The following is a 23903-nucleotide window of genomic DNA, read 5'->3' as shown; positions in this document are numbered from 1 at the left end:
GTCCGGATGCTGGTCCGATGTGGGGACGCGCACCACACGTCCCCACATCGTCGCGCCGGCCGGACCTGCTCTAGCGGCCGTACAACCTCGGGCCGGAGTTCCAAACGTCGCCCTGGAAGATCACATTGATTCGCTGACCCGGTCGCAGGTCACTTCCGCCGAGTCGGGTCGTGACCGTGGCGGTCAGACCGTCCTCGCCCGACTGAACCAATTTCGGAACAACTTTTTTCTGATTTTTCGTGAATGGCGCCTGGGGCGAATACTTGGATTCGATGTACACGAACTGACCTTCTGGCGTCAGACTCAACACGTCAGCATGGATGGTGACATCCTTGCCGGCCACCTTGAACGTCAGGCCGACATCTCGCCCGACGACCGTCTCACCGCGAGCGACGGCTGCGGCGGCGCTGTATTCCTCACCGAGCTTGCCCTTGGCGTTCGAGGTCAGTTTGACCACCTTCGAGGCATCTTCGGCCTCGTCGACGGCCTTCTCCGTCTTCCCCAGAAGCCTTCCGGCCATCGCAAGATCGCCGAGGAGCGGAGGAGACCCGATGAAACTCCACAGCGCGTTCTCCTTGTCGCCATCCGCTGCGTACCAGATTCCGTTGGCGGTGTCGCAGGCCGGCCCCCAGCGGCCGGCGAAGCCGCAGACGTCCAGCAGGGCGTGGCCCACCTGCGACTCGGTCAGGTTGAAGGGCGGCAGGTCGCGGAGTGGCGAGATCGCTTTGACCAGGCCGGGGGTGTAGCCGTGCTGGGCGTAGCGGATTGCTTTGGCGGTCTGGTCGTCGGCGGAGTTCGTGCCGCCGTTCTTCTTGCCGGTGCCGCCGTTGCCGTTGCCCCCGTTGCCCTTGCCGGTACCGCCGTTGCCTGTACCGCCGCCCTTCCCCGAGTTGCCCTTACCTGTGCCCCCGCCGCCTTGGGATGGGGTGCCGGCTGGGGTTTGGCCGCCGCCGTCGTCCTGGTTCTTCAAGCCGGTCGGGTCGGAGCCGGACACAGGGTTGTCGTTGGCGTAGGTGTAGCCGAGCATTTGCTGGGGATCGGCAAGGTCCAGCAGGGGGTCGACGCTGATGAAGCGACCGATGGTGGGGTCGTACTCGCGGGCCCCGACCGTGGTCAGACCGGTGACCTTGTCTTCCGGCTTTCCCAGGAAGCCGTGATTGTCCGGCCAGGTTGTGGGACTCGCCCCACGGGGGTCACCGAAGGGTTTGGCGTAGCGCTTGGCTGCTACCTGGGTGACGGTGTCGACGGCTACTTGCGAAGTCCCGTGGTAGTCCGGGATCAACCAGGACATGTCGGAGGTGGCGGTGCCGTTCGCGGAGCGGACGCCGATCGTCTGGCCGGCGTAGTTGTACTGACGCTTGCCGAGGACCTTGTGGGTGGCCTTGTCGAGGGTGAGCTCGAGCTCACCCAGGAACAGGGTCGTTGCGGTCGGGCTGCGGCGGATCAGCAGTGCGCCGTCCGCGTCGTAGACATAGTTGGTGTCGCCGGTTGCTCCGGACAGTTTGGTCAGCTTGCCCTGCGGGCTCCAGAGCAGCGTCTGGTCGGGGCGAACAGTGGTGTTGCCGCGAGTGTCGTAGTCGTAGGTCTTCGTCGGGCCGGCACCGGCACCGGTCTGCGTCACGTTCGCCAGGGTGTGGGGCCGGTCGGTGTTGTAGTTGTAGGTGCTGGTCAGGTTGCCTGCGGTCGAGTGGTCGACCTGCGTCTTGCGTAGGCCGATCGGCGTGTAGGTCCATGACTGCCAGTACGGCGCCACGCCGCCCAGACCTGTCGCGCTCGGAGCCGGTGCGCAGTCGCTGCCGGCAGGAGTCCAGGCCTCGGTGACCCGGCGCTGACCGTCGTAGTCGAAGCACTGGGTGTCACCGCCGTCGACCAGGTTCTGGTCCTTGAGGACGTTGCCGGTCGGGTCGTAGGTGTAGAGGTGGTCGGAGAAGGTCTTGGCCTTGCCCGATGTGGTGCGGGCCAGCCGACGGGTGTCGTCCTCGTAGAGATTGTTGATCTCCATGTCGAAGGCCGAGCCGAGCATGATCTTCGTGATGTCACCGAACGGGTTGTACTCGGTCCCGTTCACGTACGTCGTGGCGCTGTGCATCTTGGTCGGCAGCCCGACCGCGTTGTACTCGTACTCGACGTCCTCGCCGCTGAACCCGCCCCCGCCCGTGTACGAGTCCTTCCAGGGCGTCTTTCCGTCGGGCTTGTAGGTGTAGTTGGTCCAGTAACTGCCGTCGAGCTCGGGGCCCTCCGCCGAGGGGATCACCCGAGTGACCTGGGTCGGCAGGTACGACACGTTCCGGGTGTTGATCATCGTCCGGTACGCCGGACCCGATTTGCCCGTCGTGTAGCTGGCCGACTCGGCCAGCTGACCCAGCAGGTCGGTCTTGTCGTATCGCCAGTCCGCCAGCAGGTTGTCGGCGAGAACGCTGCCCTTGTACAGACCCGTCTTGCGGTCCAAGGCGTCGTACGTCGTCGTCAGGGTGGTGCCGCCCGAGTCGGTGGTCGAGACCAGCCGATCGGCCTCGTCGTACGTCGACGTCGACTTGCCGGCGTCCGGGTCTGTGCTCTCGATCTTCCGGCCACGGAGGTCGTACTTGTTCGTCCACACGCCGCCCGCGCCATCCATCCGCGTCAGCCGGCCGGCCAGGTCGTAGGTGTACTTCGTGGTGTCCGGCGTACCCGTGGCGGTGTTGCCCTTGAACTCACGCCGCTCGACGATCTGTCCATGTGCGTCGGTCACAGTCGCCGTCGCGGGACTTCCGGCCGGTGGCAGCACTGTGGTGATGTCACCGCCGTAGACAGTGTTGGTCGACCACCTCGCCTGCAGCCTGCTCATGAAGGTCGACTTCACAGTGCGGCCGGAACCGTCGTACTCGCTGAAGGTTTGCGTCGGAAAGGATGCGTTCGGAATCGCGACCAGCGTGCCAGCCGGCGCGGACTCGTTCCAGATCCCCGAGTTCTCGTACTTCGCGAGTCCCCGCGAGTCATAGCGTGTTTCGCTGATGACGCGCCCACCATCGGCGGCCGGGGACTGTGTCTGCCGCGCCCGCAACATGGAGTCGAACAGTTGGTACGACGTGTTGTACCCGTTCGCCTCGACGTTGAGCGCATCGGTGCGGACTGTCGACGCCGCGGTGTTCGAGATCGTGTACGTGTACTTGAGGCTGGCTGGTTTCGATATCGCAGGAGCCTGGATCGGCAACCACACACTGGTCAGCCGCCCGAGAGCGTCGTACGCCAGCTCAGTGACCCTCTCGTTGGCATCGACTGTCTTTGACGGCACACTCCACTCGGGACGGTACGTCGTAGTCGTGGTGAAGTTGACCGGCGTACCGCTGAAGTTGTTGACCGTGGGCTGCTTCATCACGGTCTGCGTCAGCGGACCGATCGCCGCCGGAGTGTAGGCGGTGGTGGTTACCCGTCCGAGCGCGTCGGTCGAAGAGGTCGCGCGGCCAAGTGTGTCGTACGCCTTGGACCCAGTGTTCTGGTAGACCGGCAGACCGGCCGTGTAATGATGCAGCCGCTGGACCGTCGTGGCGTCACCCAGCGTTGCGACGCCGTAGTCCTTGCCGTCGTAGAACGTGCGCACGTCCGAGAGAGCACGATCCTCCGGCGGATTGGGCGAACCGGCGTCACAGGCGCCGGCGGAGGTCACGATGCGGATCGGAAGAGCGATCAGCCAGGTGGCAGTGTTCTTGAGGTAGTTGGTGATCGTGCAGGTCTCGTCGGTCTTGGTCGCGTCGCCGAAGTCGGTCACCTTCATCGGGAGGTTGTTGTCCGGGTCGTACTGCGTCGCCGTCGTACTGACCTGGTCCGGACGACCGCCGTCACGAGCCACCCGGCTCTGCGTGGCCGAGACGCCGACGAAGGTCGCCTTCAACGTCCCGCCGGGCACGGTCTGTGCTGCCTTCTGGGTGATGACGTAGTCGGTGATGACGCCGGAGACCTCGTTGTTCGAGGTGGCGTTCTGGTAGTCGACCTGCTCGCGCTGGTTTCCGGCCAACGCGGGCGCATCGGCCCGGACGCTGCCTGCGGTGTCTGTGACGTCGACGTTCTTGACCGCCTCCGTGCCCTCGAGCTTGTCGCCGTCCATGCCGCGGAAGTACTTCATGACCGACCGGCTCCGCGGCGATGTCGTGTCCGCGGGATCGCCGGTGTAGGTCGTGACCAGGCTGTACCCACGCCAGTCCGACCAGGTCTTGTCCTCGTCCTTCACCAGAGGCGACTCCTGGTAATGCCAGGCGCCTCCCCCGGAATACAGGTACTGCGTCATCATCGTCGCGCCGTTACCGGTCGGATCGGACGTCACCACGTTGTCCAGCACGTACTTGTGGAACCAGTCGAGCCGCTCGTCCTCGTGCGGCGGCGTCCACTTCACGGGATAGCAGCGTTTGGTGTTGGTGTCCTTGTCCGGCTTCTCCGCCGAGGTGCACTCGCGCCCGGCGTAGTTCACCATCACCTTGGCGCCGGTCTCGGTGTTGATCTCACTGATCCGGTAGCGGACCAGTCCGTTCAGTCCGTCGTTGCCGGTGTCGACGCGGTTCTCGAGACCGACGGCCTTGAAGATGACGTCCGGAACGCTGAGGGCCGTCCCCGCCACACCGTCATGCGCGATGCTGTTGAGCCACATCGCCTTGCCGGTGCTGTTGTCACCGGTCGACGGGAAGGTCAGGTTGGTCTGATAGGAGTCAACGGCCTGGTAGGTCGTACTCTTCAGGACCCGCGTCTGAATCTGGAGCAGACGCTTGCGGGTGAAGAAGGTCGGTGACAGCTTGTTGGTGCAGGCCGCCGTACCTTCGCAGATCTGGTCGAACGGGACGTCCGGCCAATTGCTCTTGGTCGTCGCGTTCAGCACCGAACAGTTCGAGAGGCAGCGCTCGGCGGTCGTGAAGACGACCTGCTGCGGTGCCAGCGTGGTGTCGGACAGCGACGCGTCCCGCAGACCGTAGTCGATCCGCTCGAGGTAGCCGCCCCTGACGTAGGACGTACCGGGCGAAGCCACACCGTTCTTCGCGTACTTGTTGAGTTCCTTCGTGTACCAGTACGACATCGCGTTGCCGTGCAGATCCACCACGTAGTCGAGATTCCACCGCCAACCGAGGGTGCAGCCGCCGGCTGAGGTGTGGCAAGGCTCGCCCACGTCGTCACCGTAGACCGGAACGGTGTAGACCGAGTTCGTCAGCTCGGTCATCGTCGGCTTCAGCTTGTGCTTGCCGAAGTAGTACTGAGTCCCGTCGGTCGTCGTGACCTTCCAGTACTCCTTCAGGGCGTCACCGTTGTCCTCGGTGCCGATGACCTTCTCGACCTTCGAGCCGTCGTCGTTCTTGAGCTTCCAGGTGCTCGCGCCGATGTCCCCGCCGGAGACCCGGACCAGCTCGCTGGCCTTGCCGTTCAAGGCGATCGTCGCGTTGTCGTACTTCCAGCACTGGTCGAACTTGCCGGTCTTCCCGTCCTGATCACAACTTGTGTACTTGCGCTCGATGTACGACTCCGACAACTCGAAGCCCTCACCAACCCACGAGACCTGGTTGTTCGTGGACGAGGTGCGTCCGTCGACCGACTGGGCGGAGTACTGGAACTCCAGGCTCGGCGTCGGCCCTGCCGCGGCGGGAGGCATCCGGAGTGGGTAGGACCAGGTGAAGTCGCCGCTCGATGCCCCACCGGACCAGCTGGAGGCTGCCGACAGCCCTGTCGCCGCATAGTCGCCGCTGCTCGACTCCGAGCCGGCGGTGACCGCGAGGACAGACTGCTGCGCGCCAAGGGGAGCAGTCGCTGTGACCGTCTTCTTGGAGACATCGTTCTGTGTCTTCAGCGGGGTACTCGTCGAGCAGCCCGGGGCACTGGGCGTCGTCAGGATGCAGGCCGGAAGCGCGACGATCTCAAGCCGCGATCCCCAATCAGCCCCGTAGGCGCTCTCGTAGCCGGAGTAGTCGAAGGTCAGCTGTACGTCGGACTTCGCCGCAGCCTTCGCCTTGACCAGTACGCCGCTGACACCGGCGCGTGTGCTTGCCGTCTGATCGAGGAAGTCGAGGTCGACTGCCTTTCCGGCGGCCTTGGCCGACCGGGCCGACACCAGTCCGGCGGTCGCGGCCGCCGGACTGGCGGCGACCACGCGCCGATGACCTGACGGCCAGTTCACCGGCCGCTTCGCGAAGTCGGCCGTCTTGGCGACAGCCTGCTTCATGTCAGCGGACTCGGCCGGCGGCGCGATCGGGGGCACGTCCTTGACGTCGGTGCTCTTCGTCTTGACCGTCTTCGGCCGACTCGGGATGTTCCCGGTGTCTCGGGCCTCGGCCGGCCCGGTCGATCCGACGAACACCAGTGTCGCCATCAGCGACAGGACTGTCAGGACCGGGAGCGCTCGGGTTCGCATGATGCGCAGGGATCGTTTCATCAGGAGCACTCCGTCGGGTCGCCGCCGAATTCGATGCAGAGCTGGCGTTGCGGTACGACGCCGCTGTAGACACGCAGGTCGTCCAGATAGGCATTGAGGGGTGCGTAGTCGGTGTCGGTATCGTCCGGCCTGGCGACGATCATCGCGGTGCCCTGGAACGGCGTCTTGAAGGACTTGGTTCCGCCTTCGCCGGAGCGGTCGGTGATCAGCAGGGTCATCTCGTCGAGGACCGCGTCGTACTCGGCCGCGAGAGCCGTCCAATCGCCCGCCGTCGTCTGGCTGGTCGGCCTGGTCGCCTCGACATAGGTGCCGGCGGACGAGTTGCTCGTGGCCCGGCTGAAGACCCATTCGGCGTCATCGTCCTTGGTCGGCCGGTACTCGATCCGCCAGGAATCCTTGGCGGTTCCCAGTTGCCGGACGAAGACCTGTCTCTTCGTCGGATCCTGGACCTTGACCCACAGGGTCGCCGTGAAGCTTGCCGTCGCGTCGACCAGTGGACGGTTGACGGCAAGGAGTTCTGACGCAGTTCCGGTCGCGGCGAGAACGTTGCCGCGGTCGGGGTCCTCGATGATGGCCGACGACTGATCCACGGAGCCGCCGAAGCCCGAGACAGCGTAGTCCTGGCCGTAGACGGTGTCCTCGGTCGTCCACACTCCGTTAGGACGAGGCGCGACGCTGTCGAACGGGAACTTGGCCGCGAGTGCGGCGACCTGCGCATCGTGGCCCGGCTCGCCGGCGCGCGGGTCGGCGAGCAGGTTGGCCTCGGCCGGAGAGACGGTGCGGGGCCAGATCTCCACGTTGTCGACCGCGCCGTTCAGGACTCCCTTCGCCGCAGCAACACGGTAGGAGCCCACCTCGGTCGTGCCCGTCGCCTTCCATGGGGCGTGGGTGAAGGTCGTGGTCGCCTGCAGTCGACCGTTGACGTAGAGCGACATCTGCTTGTTGGCCGCGTCGTAGACACCCATCAGGTGGGTCCACACGTTCAGGACCGGCGGAGCCAGCGAGTCCACCCGGGCCTGACCGGCCGTGCTGGAGTCACTCACATTCTGGATGAACGCCCATCGGTTGTTGCCGGCTGAGTAACGGAGCAGGCCGCCGTACGCCTGCGTCCCGGTCAGTGCGACGACTCCGGTGTCCTGCGCGACGGTCGGGCGGACCCATGCGGCGATGGTGAAGTTCTGGGAGGTGTCCACCACCGGGTCCGGCGCGGTAGCCCGGTTGTCACCGGCGCTGTTGCCGTCGAAGGTCAGCGAGCCCGCGACCCGCCCGGCGTCGTCGAACTGGGTGCCGGTCAGCGCCAGGTTGCGGTTGTTACCCGAGGAGTCGCCCGCCGTCGTACCGGATCCTTCGTCGAAGTCCCACGACCCGGAGGGCGGCAAGCCCGCACCGACGTTGATCCGGTGGTACTGCGTCCTGCTGGTAAAGGAGGCAGCGTCGTGGCTGACTGCGCCCAGCGTCATCAGAGTCCGACCTGGGGTGAGCAGATTCACGGTCACCGAACGGCCGTTGACGCGAGTCATCTTGCCGTTGAAGCCATAGCTGAGGGCCACCACGTCAGAACTGCTGGACGAGATCGTGTAGGTCACCTTGGCGCCGAGCGGGACCACCTCGGGGCATTCGTCGGGGGTCGCACTGGTGAGACAGTCGGTCAACGTCGTCCCGTTGTACTTGGCAGTGATGACAGGCTTCGGGGGCGGTGTCATGTCGACCTTGAAGTAGCAGGACGGCGACCACTCCGACACCAGCGTTCCACCGGGGATCGCGTACAGCGTGCGGGCGCGGTAGGTGTACATAACGCCGCTGGTCAGGGCCGTCTTCGCCTTCAGCGTCACCAGAACGCCGGGCCGGACAGTTCCTCCGTTCTGGAACTCCTGGTGCACCTGCGACGGGCTGACGATCTGGAACTGCACCACGATGTTGGCCTGTGCATCACCGACGCCGACCTTGCCCCGAGCTGAGACCTGCGGCTGCAGCGACGCCACAATGGTCGGGTCGGTCGACGGCGCGCACGGAGAGGCCAGATCGGTGTCCGTTGCCACTCCGACCCCGTACGCCGGCAGCGGCAGCGCCGCGTATTCGATCGTCAGCTGGCCGGTGCTGTTGAACTGCTTCCAGGAGATCTCGTCATTCTCGTCGGTCGCGCTCAGGCGGAAGGTCGCGATCTTGCCGTTGCCCTTCGAGGTGTATTGGATCGAATCTGTCACGACGAAATCGACACCGGCGGCCGGACAGCTCGCGCTCCAGCCATTGGCGACGGTCCTGGTGGCGACGGCGGCTTGGACGGCCGGCTGCTTGTTCCACGTCGTCGCCGGCCCGACGGCTGCGGTCCGCGACACGGTCACCGAGCGGGCGGCGCAACTGGCGGAGTGGACCTCGAAGGTCCCCAACGACGCCTTGATGATCTTCTTGCCGGTGAAGGCAGCGACGTCGAACTGGAAGAACGACCGGACGATCTTGTGCTCGCTGAAGTCCTCGTTACCGGCCCCGAGGGTATGAGTGGTCTTCCAGAACGAAGTGGTCGGTTGGCTCTCCCAGACAGCGGTCCAGCCGGTGCGGTCGGTCGACCTGATCGTCGGGTCGATGACGACGGGGAACACCGTGCCGGCATCGGTCAGCAACTTCTGGTCCGGCGTGACCGTCAGGCCCTGCTTGCCCGCAGAGAACGACATCGACGCGCGATGGGCCTGCCCCACCGGTCCTCGCTCGACGGCCGCAGCAGCGATCGGCTTGGTCTTGGCGTTGGTACCGGCGGAGTCCCACATCATCGACTCACCGACGGTGAAGACCTCCCGCCCGTCCCGGTCGACGTACGACGGGCGGCCGGGCTCGGTAGTGCGGAGGAAGAGGTTCGTGGCGGTGACGGGGAAGGTCAGGCTGCGCAGCGCCGGATTGGCGGCAGCCTCGCGGTTCTGGACGACCAGGTTGTAGCTGAAGCTGCCGTCGGTGGCGTCGACGACGAGATCGACGCCGGGCAGGACCGCGGCGTACGTCGCCTTCGAACCGGACAAAGTAGGTGCCGGGAGCAACCAGGGTGCCTTGAGCTCGAAGATCCCGTCGTCCTGGGTGAACCGGGCGAGCGGGCCCTTACCGCCGCCAGAGAACGCGACGTCGGTCGTCGCCGCCTTGGGCGCGATCATTCCGTCGGAGCGAGCCGCCAGGGTGGTGTCGATGGCGGTCCAGGCGCCGTTGTTCCGCACTCGAACCGGCGCGTTCGAGATCTCGGCCTTTAGGGTGCCTTGCGGGGTGGCGAGGGTCCGTGCGTACGGCGTCGTCTTTTCCTCCACCTCCACCGAGGTGTTGAACTTGGCAGCCAGTCGCGAGGCGTCGGCCGCGGTCCGGGCCGAGGACGGCGCGACCTCCGGCTTCGCCTGCGCGAGGATCGGAAGAGCCGCGAGACTCGCGGCTAGTACCGATGTGATCGAAAGGATGCTGATCGGGCGCGCGAAAGCGCGCAGGGACAACCGATTGGACGACATTCCTCACCCCTGAAAAGAAGACCGCTGAAAGCGCGAACCTCCCCCGAGGCGCACCACTCGGTGGACAGCCGAGGGCGGTGCAAGACTGACCGCCGCCTACCTATCGGGTCAACGAAATTGCAGCTTGTGACAGACCTTGCAGAAGTGCCTGGCGAATTTCCAGGCCTTGGTGTTTGCGCAGGTCAGAGCGCTATTTGACCCATACAACCCGGCCGCCGACCGTTGCGTGGGCCGGCGGGAGGTGGGTGGTGTGGAGGTGCGAGCCGAGGCCCTGGACGATGTGGAGGTCGCGGCCCAGGCGTGCGGTCAGCTGGGTGGCGGCCGAGCCGGTGGCTTCGTCTTCGGGGGCGCCCATGGCAGGGGCGAAGGCTCGGGCGCGGATAGCGCCGGCTGGTTCGGAGAGCCAGGACCAGAGGTAGGTATGACCGGCGGAGTAGTCAGCCGGACGGGCAGCCAGGACATCGGCCGGAGTGGTCAATTCAATCCAGTCCCAGGTGCTGCCCCAAGTGGTGTCGGCGCGGACGGAGACGAGGTCGCCGTCGAAGGTGACCGGGATCTCGCCGACCGGGCAGCGCAACACCGGCACCGAGAAGCCTTCAGAGCGAAGCCACCAGGCAACACCGACGGTCGGGTGGCCGGCGAAGGGCATCTCGCCGGTGGCGGTGTAGATGCGGATCGTGCCGCTTGCCGGATCGTCGACGTACACGGTCTCGCTGTAGCCGAGGTCGGCGGCCAAGGCCTGCCGGTCGGCGGCGGAGGGGACGAGGTGGCCGGCGACGATGCCCAAGGGGTTGCCGAAGTTGCCGTCGGGGTCGGTGAAGACCCGGACGACGTCAACCGGAGGCACTCCGGTCAGAGGACTGCGATGAGCACGACGACGATCACCAGGAGGACGGCGGCGCCGACGACGGCGAGGACGCGGCCGTTGAACTTGGGCTCGGCCGCGGGCTGGGTCTCGCTGACGAAAGCCTTGAACATCTGGGTGTTCGCGCCCGGGTCCAGCTCGTTCTCGGGGATGTTTTGGTCTGCCATGGCCCCTGACCATACCTGTCCAAGGGTGTGGGAGCACTCATCAACGCTCGGATGTACCATTTGGTACATGCGATTTGATCACGAAATTACCATCCAGGCACCGGCCGAGCGGGTCTGGGCGGTGTTCAGCGATGTCGAGCGGTGGCCGGAGTGGACGCCGACGATCGAGAGCGTGGAGCGGCTCGACGAGGGGCGGATCCGGGTCGGGGCGCGGACGCGGATCCGGCAGCCGAAGCTGCCGGTGGCGGTGTGGGAGGTGACCGAGCTCGACGAGGGCACGTACTTCGAATGGATCTCCACAGCTCCCGGCATCAAGACGACAGGCGGTCACCGGGTCGTCAGTACGCCGGAAGGCACGGTCGCGACCGCGACGATCATTCAGGAGGGGCCGCTGGGATGGCTGTTCGGCAAGTTGTACGCCGGGCTGACGCGGCGCTACATCGCGACCGAGGCGGAGAAGCTGAAGGAAACTGCGGAGCGGTGAGCCGGGACGCGCTACTCACCGACGCCGTCGAGCACTTCGCGAAGCACGGGATCGGCGACGCGAGCCTGCGCACGATCGCGGCGGGTATCGGCACCAGCCACCGGATGCTGATCTACCACTTCGGGTCCCGCGAGGGACTGCTGGCCGAGGTGGTCCGGACGGTCGAGCAGCAGCAGCGCGATCTGCTCCAGGAGCTGACGGATCTGCCGATCGCCGAGCAGTCCGAGCAGTTCTGGCGAAAGGTGACCGAGGCAACGATGATCTACGGGCCCTTGTTCTTCGAGCTTTCCGCGCACGCGATGCAGGATCGACCGCACACAACAGCATTGAAGGCGGACCTGATCAACGTCTGGCTGCCACCACTGGTTGCCCTGTGCATCAAGGCCGGCATCCCCGCGGAGGAGGCGCCGAACTATGCGCGACTCGGACTGGCCGCGTCTCGCGGATTACTGTTCGACCTGCTCCTGACAGGTGACAAGGCAGGTGTCGACGAGGCATCAAAATTGCTCAACCAGCTGTTCAGCCTGCCTCGGTAGGCGACTCGATCCAGCCGGCCACGATCGGCAGCCGCGACTCCCGCAGGACAGCGGCAAAAGCGAAGGGACGATCCAGTACGACGTCCAGCCGGCGGGACTGGCGAGTCGCCATCGCGGCCCGCGTCATCGCCATCGAGGTCACGGCCGCGGCCTCGAACCCGGTGGCGAAGAACCGCGCGAGCACCTTCTGCTTGGCCTGCCCGATCGCCAGCGGCGCCGGGCTGATCGCACTGAAGTGACCGCGCGCCCCGGGATCCGACATCACCGCCGACAACCCGAACAGCTCCGCGGACTCGGTCAGATCGTGCTCGACCTCGACCTGGAACGACGGCAGCGACAACCGCACATCCGGCCGCGCATTCGTCGTCTTCGCAAGGCGCACCCCAGGCGCCAAGTCCCCAGACCCGTCGATCAACGCACTACCCGGTACGCCGTCCGCCGGGCGACCCGCCGCGTCGAGCAGTCCGCCGATCACATCACCGGAACCAACCCCGAGCAGTACGTCGACATCGGCGTCACCACGGACCGTGATCACGGTCAGATCGTCGTACCGGCGTACGGAGTCGAGGTCGGTGTCGGTCCGCTCGAGCCAGTGCCAGGAGCCCGCCCAGTCGCCCTGAAGGTGCTTGATCTGCTCGGTGAACGGGCGGACCCAGGTCGTGCGCAGGCAGAGCGCGGAGGCGAGCACGAGCATCACGTTCGGATCGATCTCGACCGGCATCTCACGGATCAGGCCGTCGGTGTGTTCGGCCGCCCAGGCGTCGAGCTTCGGCTTGTCGACCGCGCGCTGACCGGTGAGCATGCCGACCACCGGAGCCGGTACGACGTCGCCGAACGACTCGGCCAGCTTGAGCTGCTCGCTCACCCAGACACCCAGCGCCGCATGCAGGTCGGCCGACTCATCCAGCACCGAGATCAGCCCAGCGGCAAGCCGTGACCCGTCGACCGCGTCCACCTGGGCGGCCGCCGCCAGCTCAGCGCGCCCCGGTTCGTCGGCAGCCGTGGCGAGGATCGCCAGCAGCGGCCACAGGCCGAGCCCGGAGACGACGGAGTTCCCCGGCGCCAGGCTGCGGGCCCAGCGGCCGGTGAGGTCGTTCACTGCACGCACGACGTCGGCATCCATACCTCCACCCTGCCATGTAAAGCCCAATCGGGCCCAGGACGACTATTTGGCGTAATGACGCTGATTTTCATTTTTCAGGTGCAGTGAGTCCTCGTTCGAACGCGTTCCGTTGTGTCAGGATTCCGCCCATGAGCGCCCCCGCCGACGTCGCCGAAAAGGCCGAGAAGCCGCCGAAAGAACCGGCCGGATCGTCGATCGCGTTCACCGCGACGCTGATCCTGCTGGTGGGTCTGGCGCTGTTCGGGCGCCGGATCTTCGCCGGTGTCTTCACCGACGAAGGTGTCCGCACCTGGGCCACCATGTTCGTCGGGGTGACCGTGCAGGCGCTGCCGTTCCTGGTGCTCGGCGTGCTGCTGTCGGCGGCGCTGACCGCGTTCGTCCCGGCGTCGTTCTTCGCGAAGGCACTGCCCAAGCACCCCGCCCTCGCCGTACCGGTCGCGAGCGCCTCCGGCGTCATCCTGCCGGGCTGTGAGTGCGCCTCGGTGCCGGTGTCGGCCGCGTTGATGGCTCGCGGTGTCACCCCGGCCGCGGCGATCGCGTTCCTGTTGTCGGCGCCCGCGATCAACCCGGTCGTGCTCGCCTCGACCGCGGTCGCGTTCCCCGGTCAGCCCAAGGTGGTGATCGCCCGCGCGGTCACCTCGCTCGCGGTCTCGATGATCCTCGGCTGGCTGTGGTTGCTGACCGGCAAGGGCAGCACCTGGCTGAAGATGCCGAAGAACCGGCACGCCGAGGGCACTCCCAAGCTCGAGGTGTTCCGTTCGTCGATGCTGCACGACTTCCTGCACGCCGGCGGCTTCCTGGTCGTCGGCGCCGCGGCGGCCGCCACGCTGAACGTCGTCGTCCCGCGCGCCTGGCTCGATCACGTGGCCAGCAACCTGCTGCTGTCGGTGCTCGTGCTCGGACTCCTCGCCGTACTGCTGGCGATCTGTTCGGAGGCGGACGCGTTCGTCGCGGCCAGCCTGACGCAGTTCTCGCTGACCGCGCGGCTGGCGTTCATGGTGGTCGGCCCGATCGTGGACGTGAAGCTGATCGCTCTGCAGGCCGGAACGTTCGGTCCGAAGTTCGCCGTCCGGTTCGCGCCGGCCACGTTCGTGGTCGCCGTCCTAGCCAGTCTCGTCGTGGGGTGGTGGTTGCTGTGAAGCGCAATGTGGCCGGACTCGTGATCGTTTTCGTCGGGGCCGCGGTGGTCCAGCTCGCGGTGTCGAACACCTACCTGCGGTACGTGAAGCCCGGCATGCGCTGGATGCTGCTCGCGGCCGGCGTGATCCTGATCGTCCTCGCGGTGGCCGACGTACTCTCCGACACCAAGAAGAAGGACGAGGGCGAGCACGACCATGCTGATGACGGCCACGGCCATCACGGCTTGCCGAGGGCGGCCTGGCTGCTGCTGATCCCGATCTTCGCCCTCCTCGTCGTCGACCCGCCCGCACTCGGCGCGGCCGCCGCTCAACGTCAGTCACCGGTGGCCTCGAAACCGATCCAGCCGAAGAGCAACTCCTGGCTGGCCGACAACCCGCAAGGTGGTCCGGTCGACCTCGCCGTGCGCGACTACGCGGTCTGGGCGGTGTGGGAGAAGGAGAGCATGAAGGGTCGCGCCTTCAGCCTCACCGGCTTCGTGACGCCTGCCAAGAACGGCAGCTGGTACGTGACCCGGATGGGCCTGACCTGCTGCGTCGCCGACGCGACCGCCTTCATGGTCGAGGCGCGCGGCCAGGCCGCGCCGCCGAAGAACCAGTGGGTCACGGTCACCGGTGAGTGGGCCGAGCCGAGCAAGCGCGTCGACGGCGACGTCGCCGCCCTCACGGTCGAGTCGGTCAAGTCGGTCACCGCCCCCGCTAACCCGTACGAGTAGCGCCCTCACACATTCGCCCTGCCCAGCGTTCCACGGGCATGAAACGCACAGTCGAGCCCAAGGTCCTCTACTTCGGTACGCCGGTCGTCCTGATCAGCACGCGGAATCCGGACGGCTCCACCAACCTCGCCCCGATGTCTTCCGCCTGGTGGCTCGGTTACCACGCGATGCTCGGGATGGGCACGAGCGCGCAGACCGTCAAGAACCTGGTCGACCGGCCCGAGATCGCCCTCAACCTGGTCGACCCAGCGATGGTTGCCGCCCTCGACCGGATCGCCCTGCTCACCGGCTCGGAGGAGATGTCGGACTCGAAGCGCGCCCGAGGGTACCGCTTCGAACCGGACAAGTTCGCCGCCGCCGGACTCTCCCGTACGACGGGCGCCCTGACCGGACTGGACCTGGTGGCGGAGAGCCCGATCACCATGGAGGGCCGGGTCGAGGCCATCCACCAGATCGGCGCTTCGGAGGCACATCTCTGCGGGCTGGCGATGAAGGTCGAGCAGGTGCAGGTCGAGGAGGAGTTGCTGATGAGCAACGACCGCTACATCGACCCGCTCCGCTGGGACCCACTCATCATGAAGTTCACCGAATACTTCGCTGGTGGAGCTCCGGCGTACGAGTCGTCACTGGCTCGGGGCTGGGAGATGCCGCAGCTGAACGTCGGATGACAGTGCACGCCATCCCGCCGATGACCAGTACGGCGGCGATGGCCTGCTGGGTGCCTACCACCTCACCACGCAGCAACCAGGCCGCGGCCATCCCGACGATCGGCACCAGGAGCGAGAACGGCGCCACGGTGCTGGCGTCGTACTGGCGTAGTAGGTAGCCCCAGACGCCGAAGCCGAACAGCGTGGCCACGACGGCCAGGTAGGCGAGGGCGCCGACCCCGGTGAGCTCGATGCCCCGGAGCGCAGCGAGGTCGGCGCGCGATCCCTCGGTGAGCAGGGACAAGAGCGTCAGCGGTACGACGGCGACCGCGCTGACCCAGACCATGAATCGCAACGTGTCCGGCGGCTTCGCGTAGCGGGTGATGGTGTTGGAGACGCTCCAGCACGCGCCGGCGAGGATCACCAGCGCGAGTGCACCGAGCGGCGCTGACAAGCCGTGATCGAGCATGATCAGCAGCATCCCGCCGCAGGCGATCGCGATTCCGGCGAGCTGAGCCGGCCGCGGTCGCTCCCGCAGCACCGTGATCGCGAACAGGACTGTGAAGATCACCTGGCATTGCAGAACCAGCGAGGCCAGCCCGGCCGGAACTCCGCGATCCATCGCGATGAACAACAGCCCGAACTTCGCGACGCCGAGCGCGAGTCCGACGCCGATCACATAACGCCACGCGACCCGCGGCCGGCCGAGAAAGAAGATTGCCGGAACGGCGGCGAAAAAGAATCGCAACGCCGAGAAGAACAGTGGCGGGAAATCCTCGAGGCCGACTTCGATCACCACGAAGTTCACGCCCCAGGCGACGACGACGGCGAGCGCCAGGAACAGGTCACGAGGTTTCATGCAGTCAGTCTGGGTCCGGATTAGACTTAAGGACCAGCACCGATTGCTACCGCCATCATTGTAGGAGCGCTACATGATCGATCTCGGCCGCCTCCGTGCCCTGTACGCCGTCGCGCAGTACGGATCGGTCAATCGGGCAGCCGAGGCGCTCGGGTACACGCCGAGTGCGGTGTCGCAGCAGCTCGCCAAACTCGAACGCGAAACCCGGACCACGCTGATCGAGCGTCAGGGCCGTGGAATCGTCCTGACCGATGCCGCGCACCAATTGGCAGCCACCGCGGCCCGGATCCTGGAGCTGGTCGAGGATGCCGAGCTCACGCTGGAAGAGCAGCGCGGCCAGGCGATCGGGACGCTCCGGATCGCCGCCTTCCCGACCGCCGCCCGCGGTTTGTTGCCGGCGGCCCTGAGCCAGCTGATCGTCGAGCACCCGGAGCTCGATGTCCGGGTGAGTGAGATCGACCCGGTCGAGGCCGTTGCCTCGGTCAACCGCGGTGACGCCCAGCTCGCGGTCGTGCACGACTGGCACAACACTCCGCTCGCCCTGCCTGAGGGATTGTCCCGGGTGAAGCTCGGGTCCGATCCGGCCGACGTCCTGGTGCCGGGGTCCCATCGCCTGGCAGGTAAGGAGTTCGTCAATGCCGAGGACCTGCTCGGCGAGCGCTGGATCTGCCAGATCCCGGGTTCGATCTGCCACGAGTGGCTGGTCCGGACGATGCGCCGGGCCGGGGTCGAGCCCGATGTCGCCTATTCAGTGGCTGAGTACCAGACGCAGTTGGCGATGCTTGCCCGTGGCATCGGGATCGGCCTGCTTCCCCGCCTGGGCAGGGGTCCGGTGCCGGACGGCGTCGTCGCCGTACCGCTGCATCCGGTGCCGAGCCGACGCGTCTATGCCGTCTGGCGGACCGTCACCTCGCGCCGTCCGGCGCTCGTGGTCACGCTCTCAGCGCTCAAGCGGGCCTGGCCGGAACGCACTACGGCCTGATCGAAGCTGATCACTTTGCGCGACCCGTTGACAACGCTCAGCGCCAATATTAGGTTCCTGCCAACTATCAGGAAACTTTCCTAATAGTCGCAACTACCTCCCCGCCCCCATGTCATAGGAGGCAGTCAATGATGCGTTCCCTGACGGCCGGCGTACTGCTCGCCGCCGCCACCCTGCTCCCCAACCTCCCGGCAACTGCGGCAGAACCAATTGCATCGGCGCCCAATGTGTCATTGGCTGCCGATACCCCAGTATCGCGGAACGGCCAGCTCCATGTCTGCGGCCTGAAGCTCTGCAACCAGAACAACCAGCCGGTCCAGCTGCGTGGCATGAGCACGCACGGCATCCAGTGGTACGCGAGCTGCGTCAAGAAGGCCTCGCTCGACGCCCTGGCGACCGACTGGAAGGCCGACATCCTTCGGGTCTCGATGTACGTCGCCAAGAAGGAACAGGGCTACGAGACCAACCCGCGCAAGTTCACCGACATGGTGCACGGCTACATCGAAGAGGCCACCAAGCGCGGCATGTATGTGCTGGTCGACTGGCACCAGCTCGACCCCGGCGACCCGAACATCTACACCGAGAAGGCCAAAACCTTCTTCGCGGAGATCGCGAGCCGGCACAAGGACAAGAACAACATCATCTACGACATCGCCAACGAGCCGAACGGCGTCAGCTGGGCCTCGATCAAGTCGTACGCGGAGAAGGTCATCCCGACCATCCGGGCCAACGACCCCGACGGCGTCGTCTTCGTCGGCACCAAGGGCTGGTCGTCGCTCGGAGTCTCCGAGGAGAGCGACGAGTCGGATGTCGTGAACAACAAGATCAACGCCACGAACATCATGTACACGTTCCACTTCTACGCGGCCTCGCACAAGCAGGAGTACTTCGACGCGCTCTCCCGGGCGTCGACGAAGATTCCGCTGTTCGTCACCGAGTTCGGCACCCAGAACTACGAGGGCGAAGGCGCCAACGACTTCACCTGGTCGAAGAAGTACCTGGACTTCCTGAAGAGCAAGCAGATCGGGTGGACCAACTGGAACTTCTCCGACGACGAGCGCAGCGGCGCCGTCTTCAAGGAGGGCACCTGCGCCGGCAACAGCTTCACCGGTACGTCGAAGCTGAAGGAAGCCGGCGTCTGGATCCGCGCCCGCATCATCGACCGGAACCTCTGAGCACCCCGGCACCACCGCTCAGCTGAACACCTGCTCGCGTGCGCTCTGTCCCGGGCGCACGCGAGCACCGCCCGCCGGCCGCACCGCCCCGCGGCCGGCGGGGATCTCGGGCTCATCGACCAGCATCCGGAACTTGGCCTCGGTGTCGTCGTCGGCCGCGGTGTACACGTTCACCCGGAACTGCCCGCCCTGCGTGAGCCACAGGAGCGCCGGTTCCACCCGCAGCATGCCGGCCTCGGGATGGTCGACCAGCTTGACGCGTGTGCTCGGCGCCGCGACGTCGTACCGCTCCCAGTACGTCGCGAACTCCGGCGACCGGGCGAGCAGCCCCTGCGTCAGCTCCTGCCAGGCGGGCTCGGTCAGGTGGTTCGCCATCGCCGCGCGATAGGCGGCGACCATGTGCAGCCGGATCGTCTCCCCGTCGACGAAGTGGCAGTGCCATTGGTCGGAGACGAAGTTCAGCCAGAGCATGTTGCGCTCCCCGAGCGGAATCTCCCGAAGGTCCAGCACCACTCGGCAATAGGCCTCGTTGAACGCGATGATGTCCCACCGCTCGTTCATCACGATCGCCGGGTACGGCGAGACCGCGTCGAGCGTCTTCTGGACCGACACCGGCAGCAGAGTGCACTCCGCCTGCACCGGACCGACCCGCAGACCGGCCAGCGTGAACAGGTGGTTGGTCTCCAGCCGCTCCATCCGCAGCGTCCCGGCGATCGCCTCCAGCACCTGCGCGGACACGTTGATGTCGCGGCCCTGCTCGAGCCAGGTGTACCAGGTCACTCCGACCCCAGCCAGCAGAGCGACCTCCTCGCGCCGCAGTCCCGGCGTACGGCGGCGTAGTCCCGGAGCGAACCCGACTTCTTCGGGCTGGATCCGCTCGCGCCGGGTGCGCAGGAAGAGTCCCAGCTCTTTCCGACGGGCGTCCTGGCTGTCTGCAGCGTTGGCCATGGTCCCATGGTGCATCGGGAGACAACCTGGTGCCAGGTGCTGTCAGTAATAGGATAACCAGGCTCTCACCACCATGATCCAGATCGGCGCAGCCTGGTACTCATGACTGACCAGCTCACCGCCACCCCGGCCGTCGCAAGGCCGCCAGCGTCCGCGCTGGCCCCGGTGGCCCTCACCGCACTTCTCCTCGGCTCACTACTTCCGATGCTCTCGTTCTTCATGGTCAACGTCTCGCTGCCCGCGATCGGCGCCGACCTGCACGCGAGCGCCGGCTCGCTCCAGCTTGTGGTCGGCGCCTACGGCATCGCGGCCGCGACTCTGCTCGTGGTCGGCGGCCGGCTCGGCGACGGCTTCGGCCGCCGCCGCATGCTGCTGATCGGCCTCGCCGGGTTCGCCGTCGCATCGCTGGTCTGCGCGATCGCACCGTCTGTTTCGGTGCTGCTGCTCGCCCGCGTCATCCAGGGCGCGTCGGCCGCCGCCGTCACACCGCAGGTGCTGGCGTCGATCACCAGCCTGATGACCGGTGAGCACCGCGCTCGCGGGATGGCGCTGTTCGGTGTTGCGAACGGCATCTCCGCCGCACTCGGTCAGATCCTCGGCGGCGTCCTCACCGACGCCAACCCGTTCGGACTCGGCTGGCGGTCGGTGTTCGTGGTGCTCGCACTCGGCGCAGTGATCGCGCTGATCGCTATTGCGGTGACTGTCCCCGACACCAAGGCCGAAGTGGCGCAGCGAGTCGACCTTGTCGGCGCAGCACTGCTCGCACTCACCCTGGTGCTCCTCCTGCTCCCCCTCACCGAGGGCCGCGCGCTCCACTGGCCACTCTGGACATGGCTGAGCCTGGGCGCCGTCGTACCGGCTGTTGCGGTGTTGGCCCGGCACCAGCACCGGGCTGAGCAGTCTGGGCACGCTCCGCTCATTCCACCGTCGGTACTGCGACACCGTGCGATGCGGATCGGTCTGGCGATGGCCGTCGGGTTCTTCACCAGCTTCGGCGGCTTCATGTTCGTCTTCGCCCTCGCTACCCAGGCCGGCGCTCACATGTCTGCCCTGGAAGGCGGTCTGAGCCTGCTGCCGCTGGCCATCGGCTTCCTGATCACCTGCATCTGGGGACCCGCACTACAACGCCGGTACGGCGTGGGCATGATCGTCTGGGGCTGGATCGTCAACGCAGCGGGCTACGTGCTGCTAGCAGTCGCCGCACTGGTCCTTTGGCCGGACGTAACCGTTCTGAAGCTCGCACTGCCCATGCTGGTGATCGGCGTCGGCGGCGGCCTGGTCATGATCCCCCTGATCGGCGTAGTGATCAGCCAGGTCCCACCAGCCCAAGCAGGTCTCGGCAGCGGCATCCTCCTCACCAGCCAGCAAACCTGCCTAGCCCTAGGCGCCGCCACCGTAGGCACCGTCTTCCTCTCCCTGGCCGCCACCACCTGGGGCTTCGGCACCTCCCTAGCCGCGGTAGCCATCGGTCTAGCCGCCATCGCCGTCCTGATGGCCCCCATCACCAACCAACTCCGCCGCTCCCCCGCCTAGCCGCCCAAAGGTGGGCCGCCTGCTCTTTGTGCACGACCGCGAACTTTGTGCACCCACCAACCATTTCAACGCGCTCCGCATGGTTGATGGATGCACAAAGACGCCCCGCGTGCCCAAAGACGCGCTGCGTGCACAAAGGTGGGGCGGCTGCTCTTTGGGTATCTACCAGTCATCCGGGAGAACTTTGAGAAGCCACCAACCACTTTCTCGGGCGGGGAATGGTTGGTGGGTTCCCAAGGATGGCGTTCGTTCACAAAGGTGGGGCGGGGCTACCAGTGGGCTGGACGGGTGACGGCTGCGGGGAGTTTTGTCTGGCCGTCACCTTGGGCGGCGTTTACTTGGGATTGGGTGAGGAAGAGGGCACCGGTCAGGTCGGCGCCGGCGAGGTTGGTGTCTCGGAGGTCGGCGCCGATGAGGTCGGCGGTGCGGAGGTTGGCGTTGGTGAGGTCGGCGGCGATCAGGTAGGCGCCGCGGAGGTTCGCGTTCGAGAGGTCGGCGTTGCGGAGGCGTTTGCCCATGAGGTCGGCGCCTCGGCGGTCTTTCGACTTGGGTTGTTTGCCGCGGACGAGCTGGCTGGTTTTGAGCAGGAGCTCGTTGACGGGCCCACGCTCAGCCAGTACGTCGACGGTGGCGAGGTCCGTGGTGCGGCTGACCTCCTCGACGCGGGCGAGCGCCGTACGGAGGTCTGCGTGGTGGCCTGCTGCGGCCTTGTAGGTCAGGGCTTCTGTGAGGTACCAGAGGAGTTCGTGCAGCTGGCGGAGGATCGGCAGCGCGGCGAACATGTCGGCCCCGGGTTGCTCGCGCCAGCTCTGGCCGGCGCGGCGGGAGATCTCCTGGCCGGCGCCGAAGCAGTCGTAGACCGTGCAGCCCTGGAAGCCTTTCGGGCGCAGCTCGGTATGGATGCGGCAGCGGAAGGCGTCGTCGAGATTCCGGCAGGCCTCACCGGCCGGCTTGTCGATCGCGAAGTCGGCCGACTTGCTGAACGTCAGCGCGACGCAGCAGAGGCCGAAGCAGCTGCTGCAGTCGGCCTTCAGCTCAGTTCTGGTCGGCAACCGTCTGGCCGGTACGGCGCCAGCGGACGCCGGCCTCGACGAACTCGTCGATCTCACCGTCGAAGACGCCCGAGGTGTTGCCGGACTCGAACTGCGTCCGCAGGTCCTTCACCATCTGGTACGGGTGCAGGACGTAGGAGCGCATCTGGTCGCCCCACGAACCCTGGACGTCACCACGCAGCGAGTCGAGGTGGGCACGCTCCTCGGCCTTCTTCAGCGCGAGCAGCTTGGCCTTCAGGATGACCATCGCCGAGGCCTTGTTCTGCAGCTGGGACTTCTCGTTCTGGCAGGAGACCACGGTGCCGGTCGGGATGTGCGTGATCCGGACCGCGGAGTCGGTCGTGTTGACGCTCTGACCACCCGGGCCGGACGACCGGTACACGTCGATCCGCAGTTCTTCTTCCGGTACGTCGATCTCGTCGGTCTGCTCGAGCACCGGGACGACCTCGACCGCCGCGAACGACGTCTGCCGCCGGCCCTGGTTGTCGAACGGCGAGATCCGGACCAGCCGGTGCGTCCCGGACTCCACGCTCAGCGTGCCGTACGCGTACGGCGCCTTGACCGCGAAGGTGGTCGACTTCAGCCCGGCCTCTTCGGCGTACGACGTGTCGTAGACCTCGGTCGGGTAGCCGTGCCGCTCGGCCCAGCGCAGGTACATCCGCTGCAGCATCTCGGCGAAGTCCGCGGCGTCGACGCCACCGGCGCCGGAGCGGATCGTGACGAGCGCCTCGCGCTCGTCGTACTCACCGGAGAGCAGCGTGCGGATCTCGAGGGACTGGATCAGCTTGGCGACCGAGCTGAGCTCCTTCTCCGCCTCGGCGATGCTGTCCGGGTCGTTCTCCTCACGAGCGAGCTCGATCAGGACACCGACATCCTCGACGCGCGACCGCAGCCCGGTGACGCGCTCCACATCAGCCTGCAGGCTGGACAGCCGCGAGGTCACCTTCTGCGCGTTCGCCTGGTCGTCCCACAGGTCCGGCGCGGCGACAGCCTCACCGAGCTCGGCGATCTCCACCCGCATGGCAGGGAGATCGAGCACCTTCTCGATCGAGGTCAGCGTCGCGTCGAGCTGCTTGAGCTCAGCATCAAAATCCAGTCCAGCCACAACAGTGCAGCGTACCCGCTAACCCCTGGCCGCCGTTAAACCGTTTCTGAGCCCATGCCTTTTCTGAGAATGGCGAACACCTCGGCGACCACCTGCTCCAACTGCTGCTGCGCCTCAACGAGTTCATCGCCCGACGCGTCGTCCGGCAGGATCCGCAGCAGCTCCTCCTCGAACAGGTTCTGGGCGGCGGCGTACTGGGCCGCGAGCAGCCGATTGCGCACCCGCTCGTCCGACCGCTCGTCGAGCGCAGTCGCCAGCGTCTGCACCAACTCTTCGGTCTGCATCCGACGGCGGGCGAGCAACGCCGGGCTGGCCTCGATCGTCCGGACGAACTGCTTCCAGGTCGCCAGATGACCGACCGCGAGCCGCTCCCGGATCGACGCCAGGTAATGCGCCTCGAGCGCGTCCAGCGGGTCGCCGGCCGACTCCCGCACGGCCCGCGCCGGGCCGCGCCACCAGCCCTCCTCGTCGAAGAACAGGTCCTCCTTCGCCGGGAAGTGATTGAAGACCGTCTGGACGGCGACATCCGCGGCGCGCGCCACCTCGGCCACGGTGACCGCGTCGAAGCCGCGCTCGAGGAACAGCATCGTCGCGACCTCCGAGATCGCGGCCTTCGTCTGCTGCTTCTTGCGTTCCCGGCGACCGAGCTCCATTGGACAACCGTAGAGCATCCTGATTTACTGAACCCAATCTTGTAGTCACTACATATTTGGA

General features: G+C 66.5%; 18 protein-coding genes. 8 read left to right on the top strand and 10 right to left on the bottom strand.

The genetic code is table 11. From position 1 onward, the window contains the following. Positions 1-70: 70 nt before the first annotated feature. The 4 genes from OG474_RS26875 to OG474_RS26860 form a co-directional block, all read right to left on the bottom strand. Positions 71-6385 (bottom strand): RHS repeat-associated core domain-containing protein, encoded by a 6315-nt coding sequence (locus OG474_RS26875; protein ID WP_405056347.1) that lies wholly within the window; start codon positions 6383-6385, stop codon positions 71-73. Further along, on the bottom strand, positions 6385-9861 hold the full coding sequence (locus OG474_RS26870; RefSeq protein WP_405056346.1) for a LamG-like jellyroll fold domain-containing protein: 3477 nt from the start codon (positions 9859-9861) through the stop codon (positions 6385-6387). The genes OG474_RS26875 and OG474_RS26870 overlap by 1 nt, the downstream gene beginning before the upstream one ends. Before the next feature lie 190 nt (positions 9862-10051). Beyond that, positions 10052-10708, bottom strand: coding sequence for a PhzF family phenazine biosynthesis protein (locus OG474_RS26865; protein WP_405056345.1), 657 nt, complete (start codon positions 10706-10708; stop codon positions 10052-10054). A gap of 5 nt (positions 10709-10713) precedes the next feature. Next, on the bottom strand, positions 10714-10893 hold the full coding sequence (locus tag OG474_RS26860; protein WP_405056344.1) for a hypothetical protein: 180 nt from the start codon (positions 10891-10893) through the stop codon (positions 10714-10716). 67 nt (positions 10894-10960) lie between these two features. On the opposite strand from OG474_RS26860, the gene OG474_RS26855 reads away from it, so the two are divergent. Together OG474_RS26855 and OG474_RS26850 are read left to right on the top strand one after the other, a co-directional pair. Next, on the top strand, positions 10961-11377 hold the full coding sequence (locus tag OG474_RS26855) for an SRPBCC family protein (protein ID WP_405056343.1): 417 nt from the start codon (positions 10961-10963) through the stop codon (positions 11375-11377). Next, positions 11374-11913 carry a TetR/AcrR family transcriptional regulator gene (locus OG474_RS26850; RefSeq protein ID WP_405056342.1) on the top strand — a complete coding sequence of 180 codons (540 nt, stop codon included), beginning with the start codon at positions 11374-11376 and terminating at the stop codon, positions 11911-11913. Before OG474_RS26855 ends, OG474_RS26850 begins: the two co-directional genes overlap by 4 nt. Here OG474_RS26850 and OG474_RS26845 read toward each other — a convergent pair. Then, complete coding sequence (locus tag OG474_RS26845) at positions 11897-13036, bottom strand: serpin family protein (RefSeq protein WP_405056341.1); 1140 nt, start codon at positions 13034-13036, stop codon at positions 11897-11899. The genes OG474_RS26850 and OG474_RS26845 overlap by 17 nt on opposite strands. Before the next feature lie 128 nt (positions 13037-13164). Here OG474_RS26845 and OG474_RS26840 point away from each other — a divergent pair, with 128 nt between their 5' ends. From OG474_RS26840 to OG474_RS26830, 3 genes are read left to right on the top strand one after another with little or no spacing between them, the layout of a single operon-like run. After that, positions 13165-14175, top strand: coding sequence for a permease (locus tag OG474_RS26840; RefSeq protein ID WP_405056340.1), 1011 nt, complete (start codon positions 13165-13167; stop codon positions 14173-14175). Then, positions 14172-14888, top strand: coding sequence for a TIGR03943 family putative permease subunit (locus tag OG474_RS26835; RefSeq protein ID WP_405056339.1), 717 nt, complete (start codon positions 14172-14174; stop codon positions 14886-14888). The genes OG474_RS26840 and OG474_RS26835 overlap by 4 nt, the downstream gene beginning before the upstream one ends. Before the next feature lie 38 nt (positions 14889-14926). Further along, positions 14927-15556, top strand: coding sequence for a flavin reductase family protein (locus OG474_RS26830; protein ID WP_405056338.1), 630 nt, complete (start codon positions 14927-14929; stop codon positions 15554-15556). Here OG474_RS26830 and OG474_RS26825 read toward each other — a convergent pair. Continuing rightward, positions 15471-16394 carry an EamA family transporter gene (locus OG474_RS26825; RefSeq protein ID WP_405056337.1) on the bottom strand — a complete coding sequence of 308 codons (924 nt, stop codon included), beginning with the start codon at positions 16392-16394 and terminating at the stop codon, positions 15471-15473. The genes OG474_RS26830 and OG474_RS26825 overlap by 86 nt on opposite strands. A gap of 73 nt (positions 16395-16467) precedes the next feature. Here OG474_RS26825 and OG474_RS26820 point away from each other — a divergent pair, with 73 nt between their 5' ends. Further along, positions 16468-17376 (top strand): LysR family transcriptional regulator, encoded by a 909-nt coding sequence (locus OG474_RS26820; protein WP_405056336.1) that lies wholly within the window; start codon positions 16468-16470, stop codon positions 17374-17376. Between the two features lie 131 nt (positions 17377-17507). Further along, entirely contained in the window at positions 17508-18551 is a 1044-nt protein-coding gene (locus OG474_RS26815; protein WP_405056335.1) for a glycoside hydrolase family 5 protein, read from the top strand. Between the two features lie 18 nt (positions 18552-18569). On the opposite strand, the gene OG474_RS26810 is transcribed toward OG474_RS26815, so the two are convergent. Beyond that, on the bottom strand, positions 18570-19499 hold the full coding sequence (locus OG474_RS26810; RefSeq protein WP_405056334.1) for a helix-turn-helix transcriptional regulator: 930 nt from the start codon (positions 19497-19499) through the stop codon (positions 18570-18572). A 102-nt stretch (positions 19500-19601) separates the two neighbouring features. On the opposite strand from OG474_RS26810, the gene OG474_RS26805 reads away from it, so the two are divergent. Continuing rightward, complete coding sequence (locus tag OG474_RS26805; protein ID WP_405056333.1) at positions 19602-21032, top strand: MFS transporter; 1431 nt, start codon at positions 19602-19604, stop codon at positions 21030-21032. 269 nt (positions 21033-21301) lie between these two features. On the opposite strand, the gene OG474_RS26800 is transcribed toward OG474_RS26805, so the two are convergent. From OG474_RS26800 to OG474_RS26790, 3 genes are read right to left on the bottom strand one after another with little or no spacing between them, the layout of a single operon-like run. Next, entirely contained in the window at positions 21302-22084 is a 783-nt protein-coding gene (locus OG474_RS26800) for a pentapeptide repeat-containing protein (protein WP_405056332.1), read from the bottom strand. Beyond that, positions 22068-23189, bottom strand: a complete 1122-nt coding sequence (gene prfB, locus OG474_RS26795) for a peptide chain release factor 2 (RefSeq protein WP_405056331.1) — start codon at positions 23187-23189, stop codon at positions 22068-22070. The genes OG474_RS26800 and prfB overlap by 17 nt, the downstream gene beginning before the upstream one ends. A 35-nt stretch (positions 23190-23224) precedes the next feature. Beyond that, complete coding sequence (locus tag OG474_RS26790; protein WP_405056330.1) at positions 23225-23842, bottom strand: TetR/AcrR family transcriptional regulator; 618 nt, start codon at positions 23840-23842, stop codon at positions 23225-23227. Positions 23843-23903 lie beyond the last annotated feature (61 nt).

The organism is Kribbella sp. NBC_01505, assembly GCF_045040285.1.
Classification (GTDB): domain Bacteria; phylum Actinomycetota; class Actinomycetes; order Propionibacteriales; family Kribbellaceae; genus Kribbella.
This window is presented reverse-complemented; position numbering and strand designations above follow the sequence as displayed.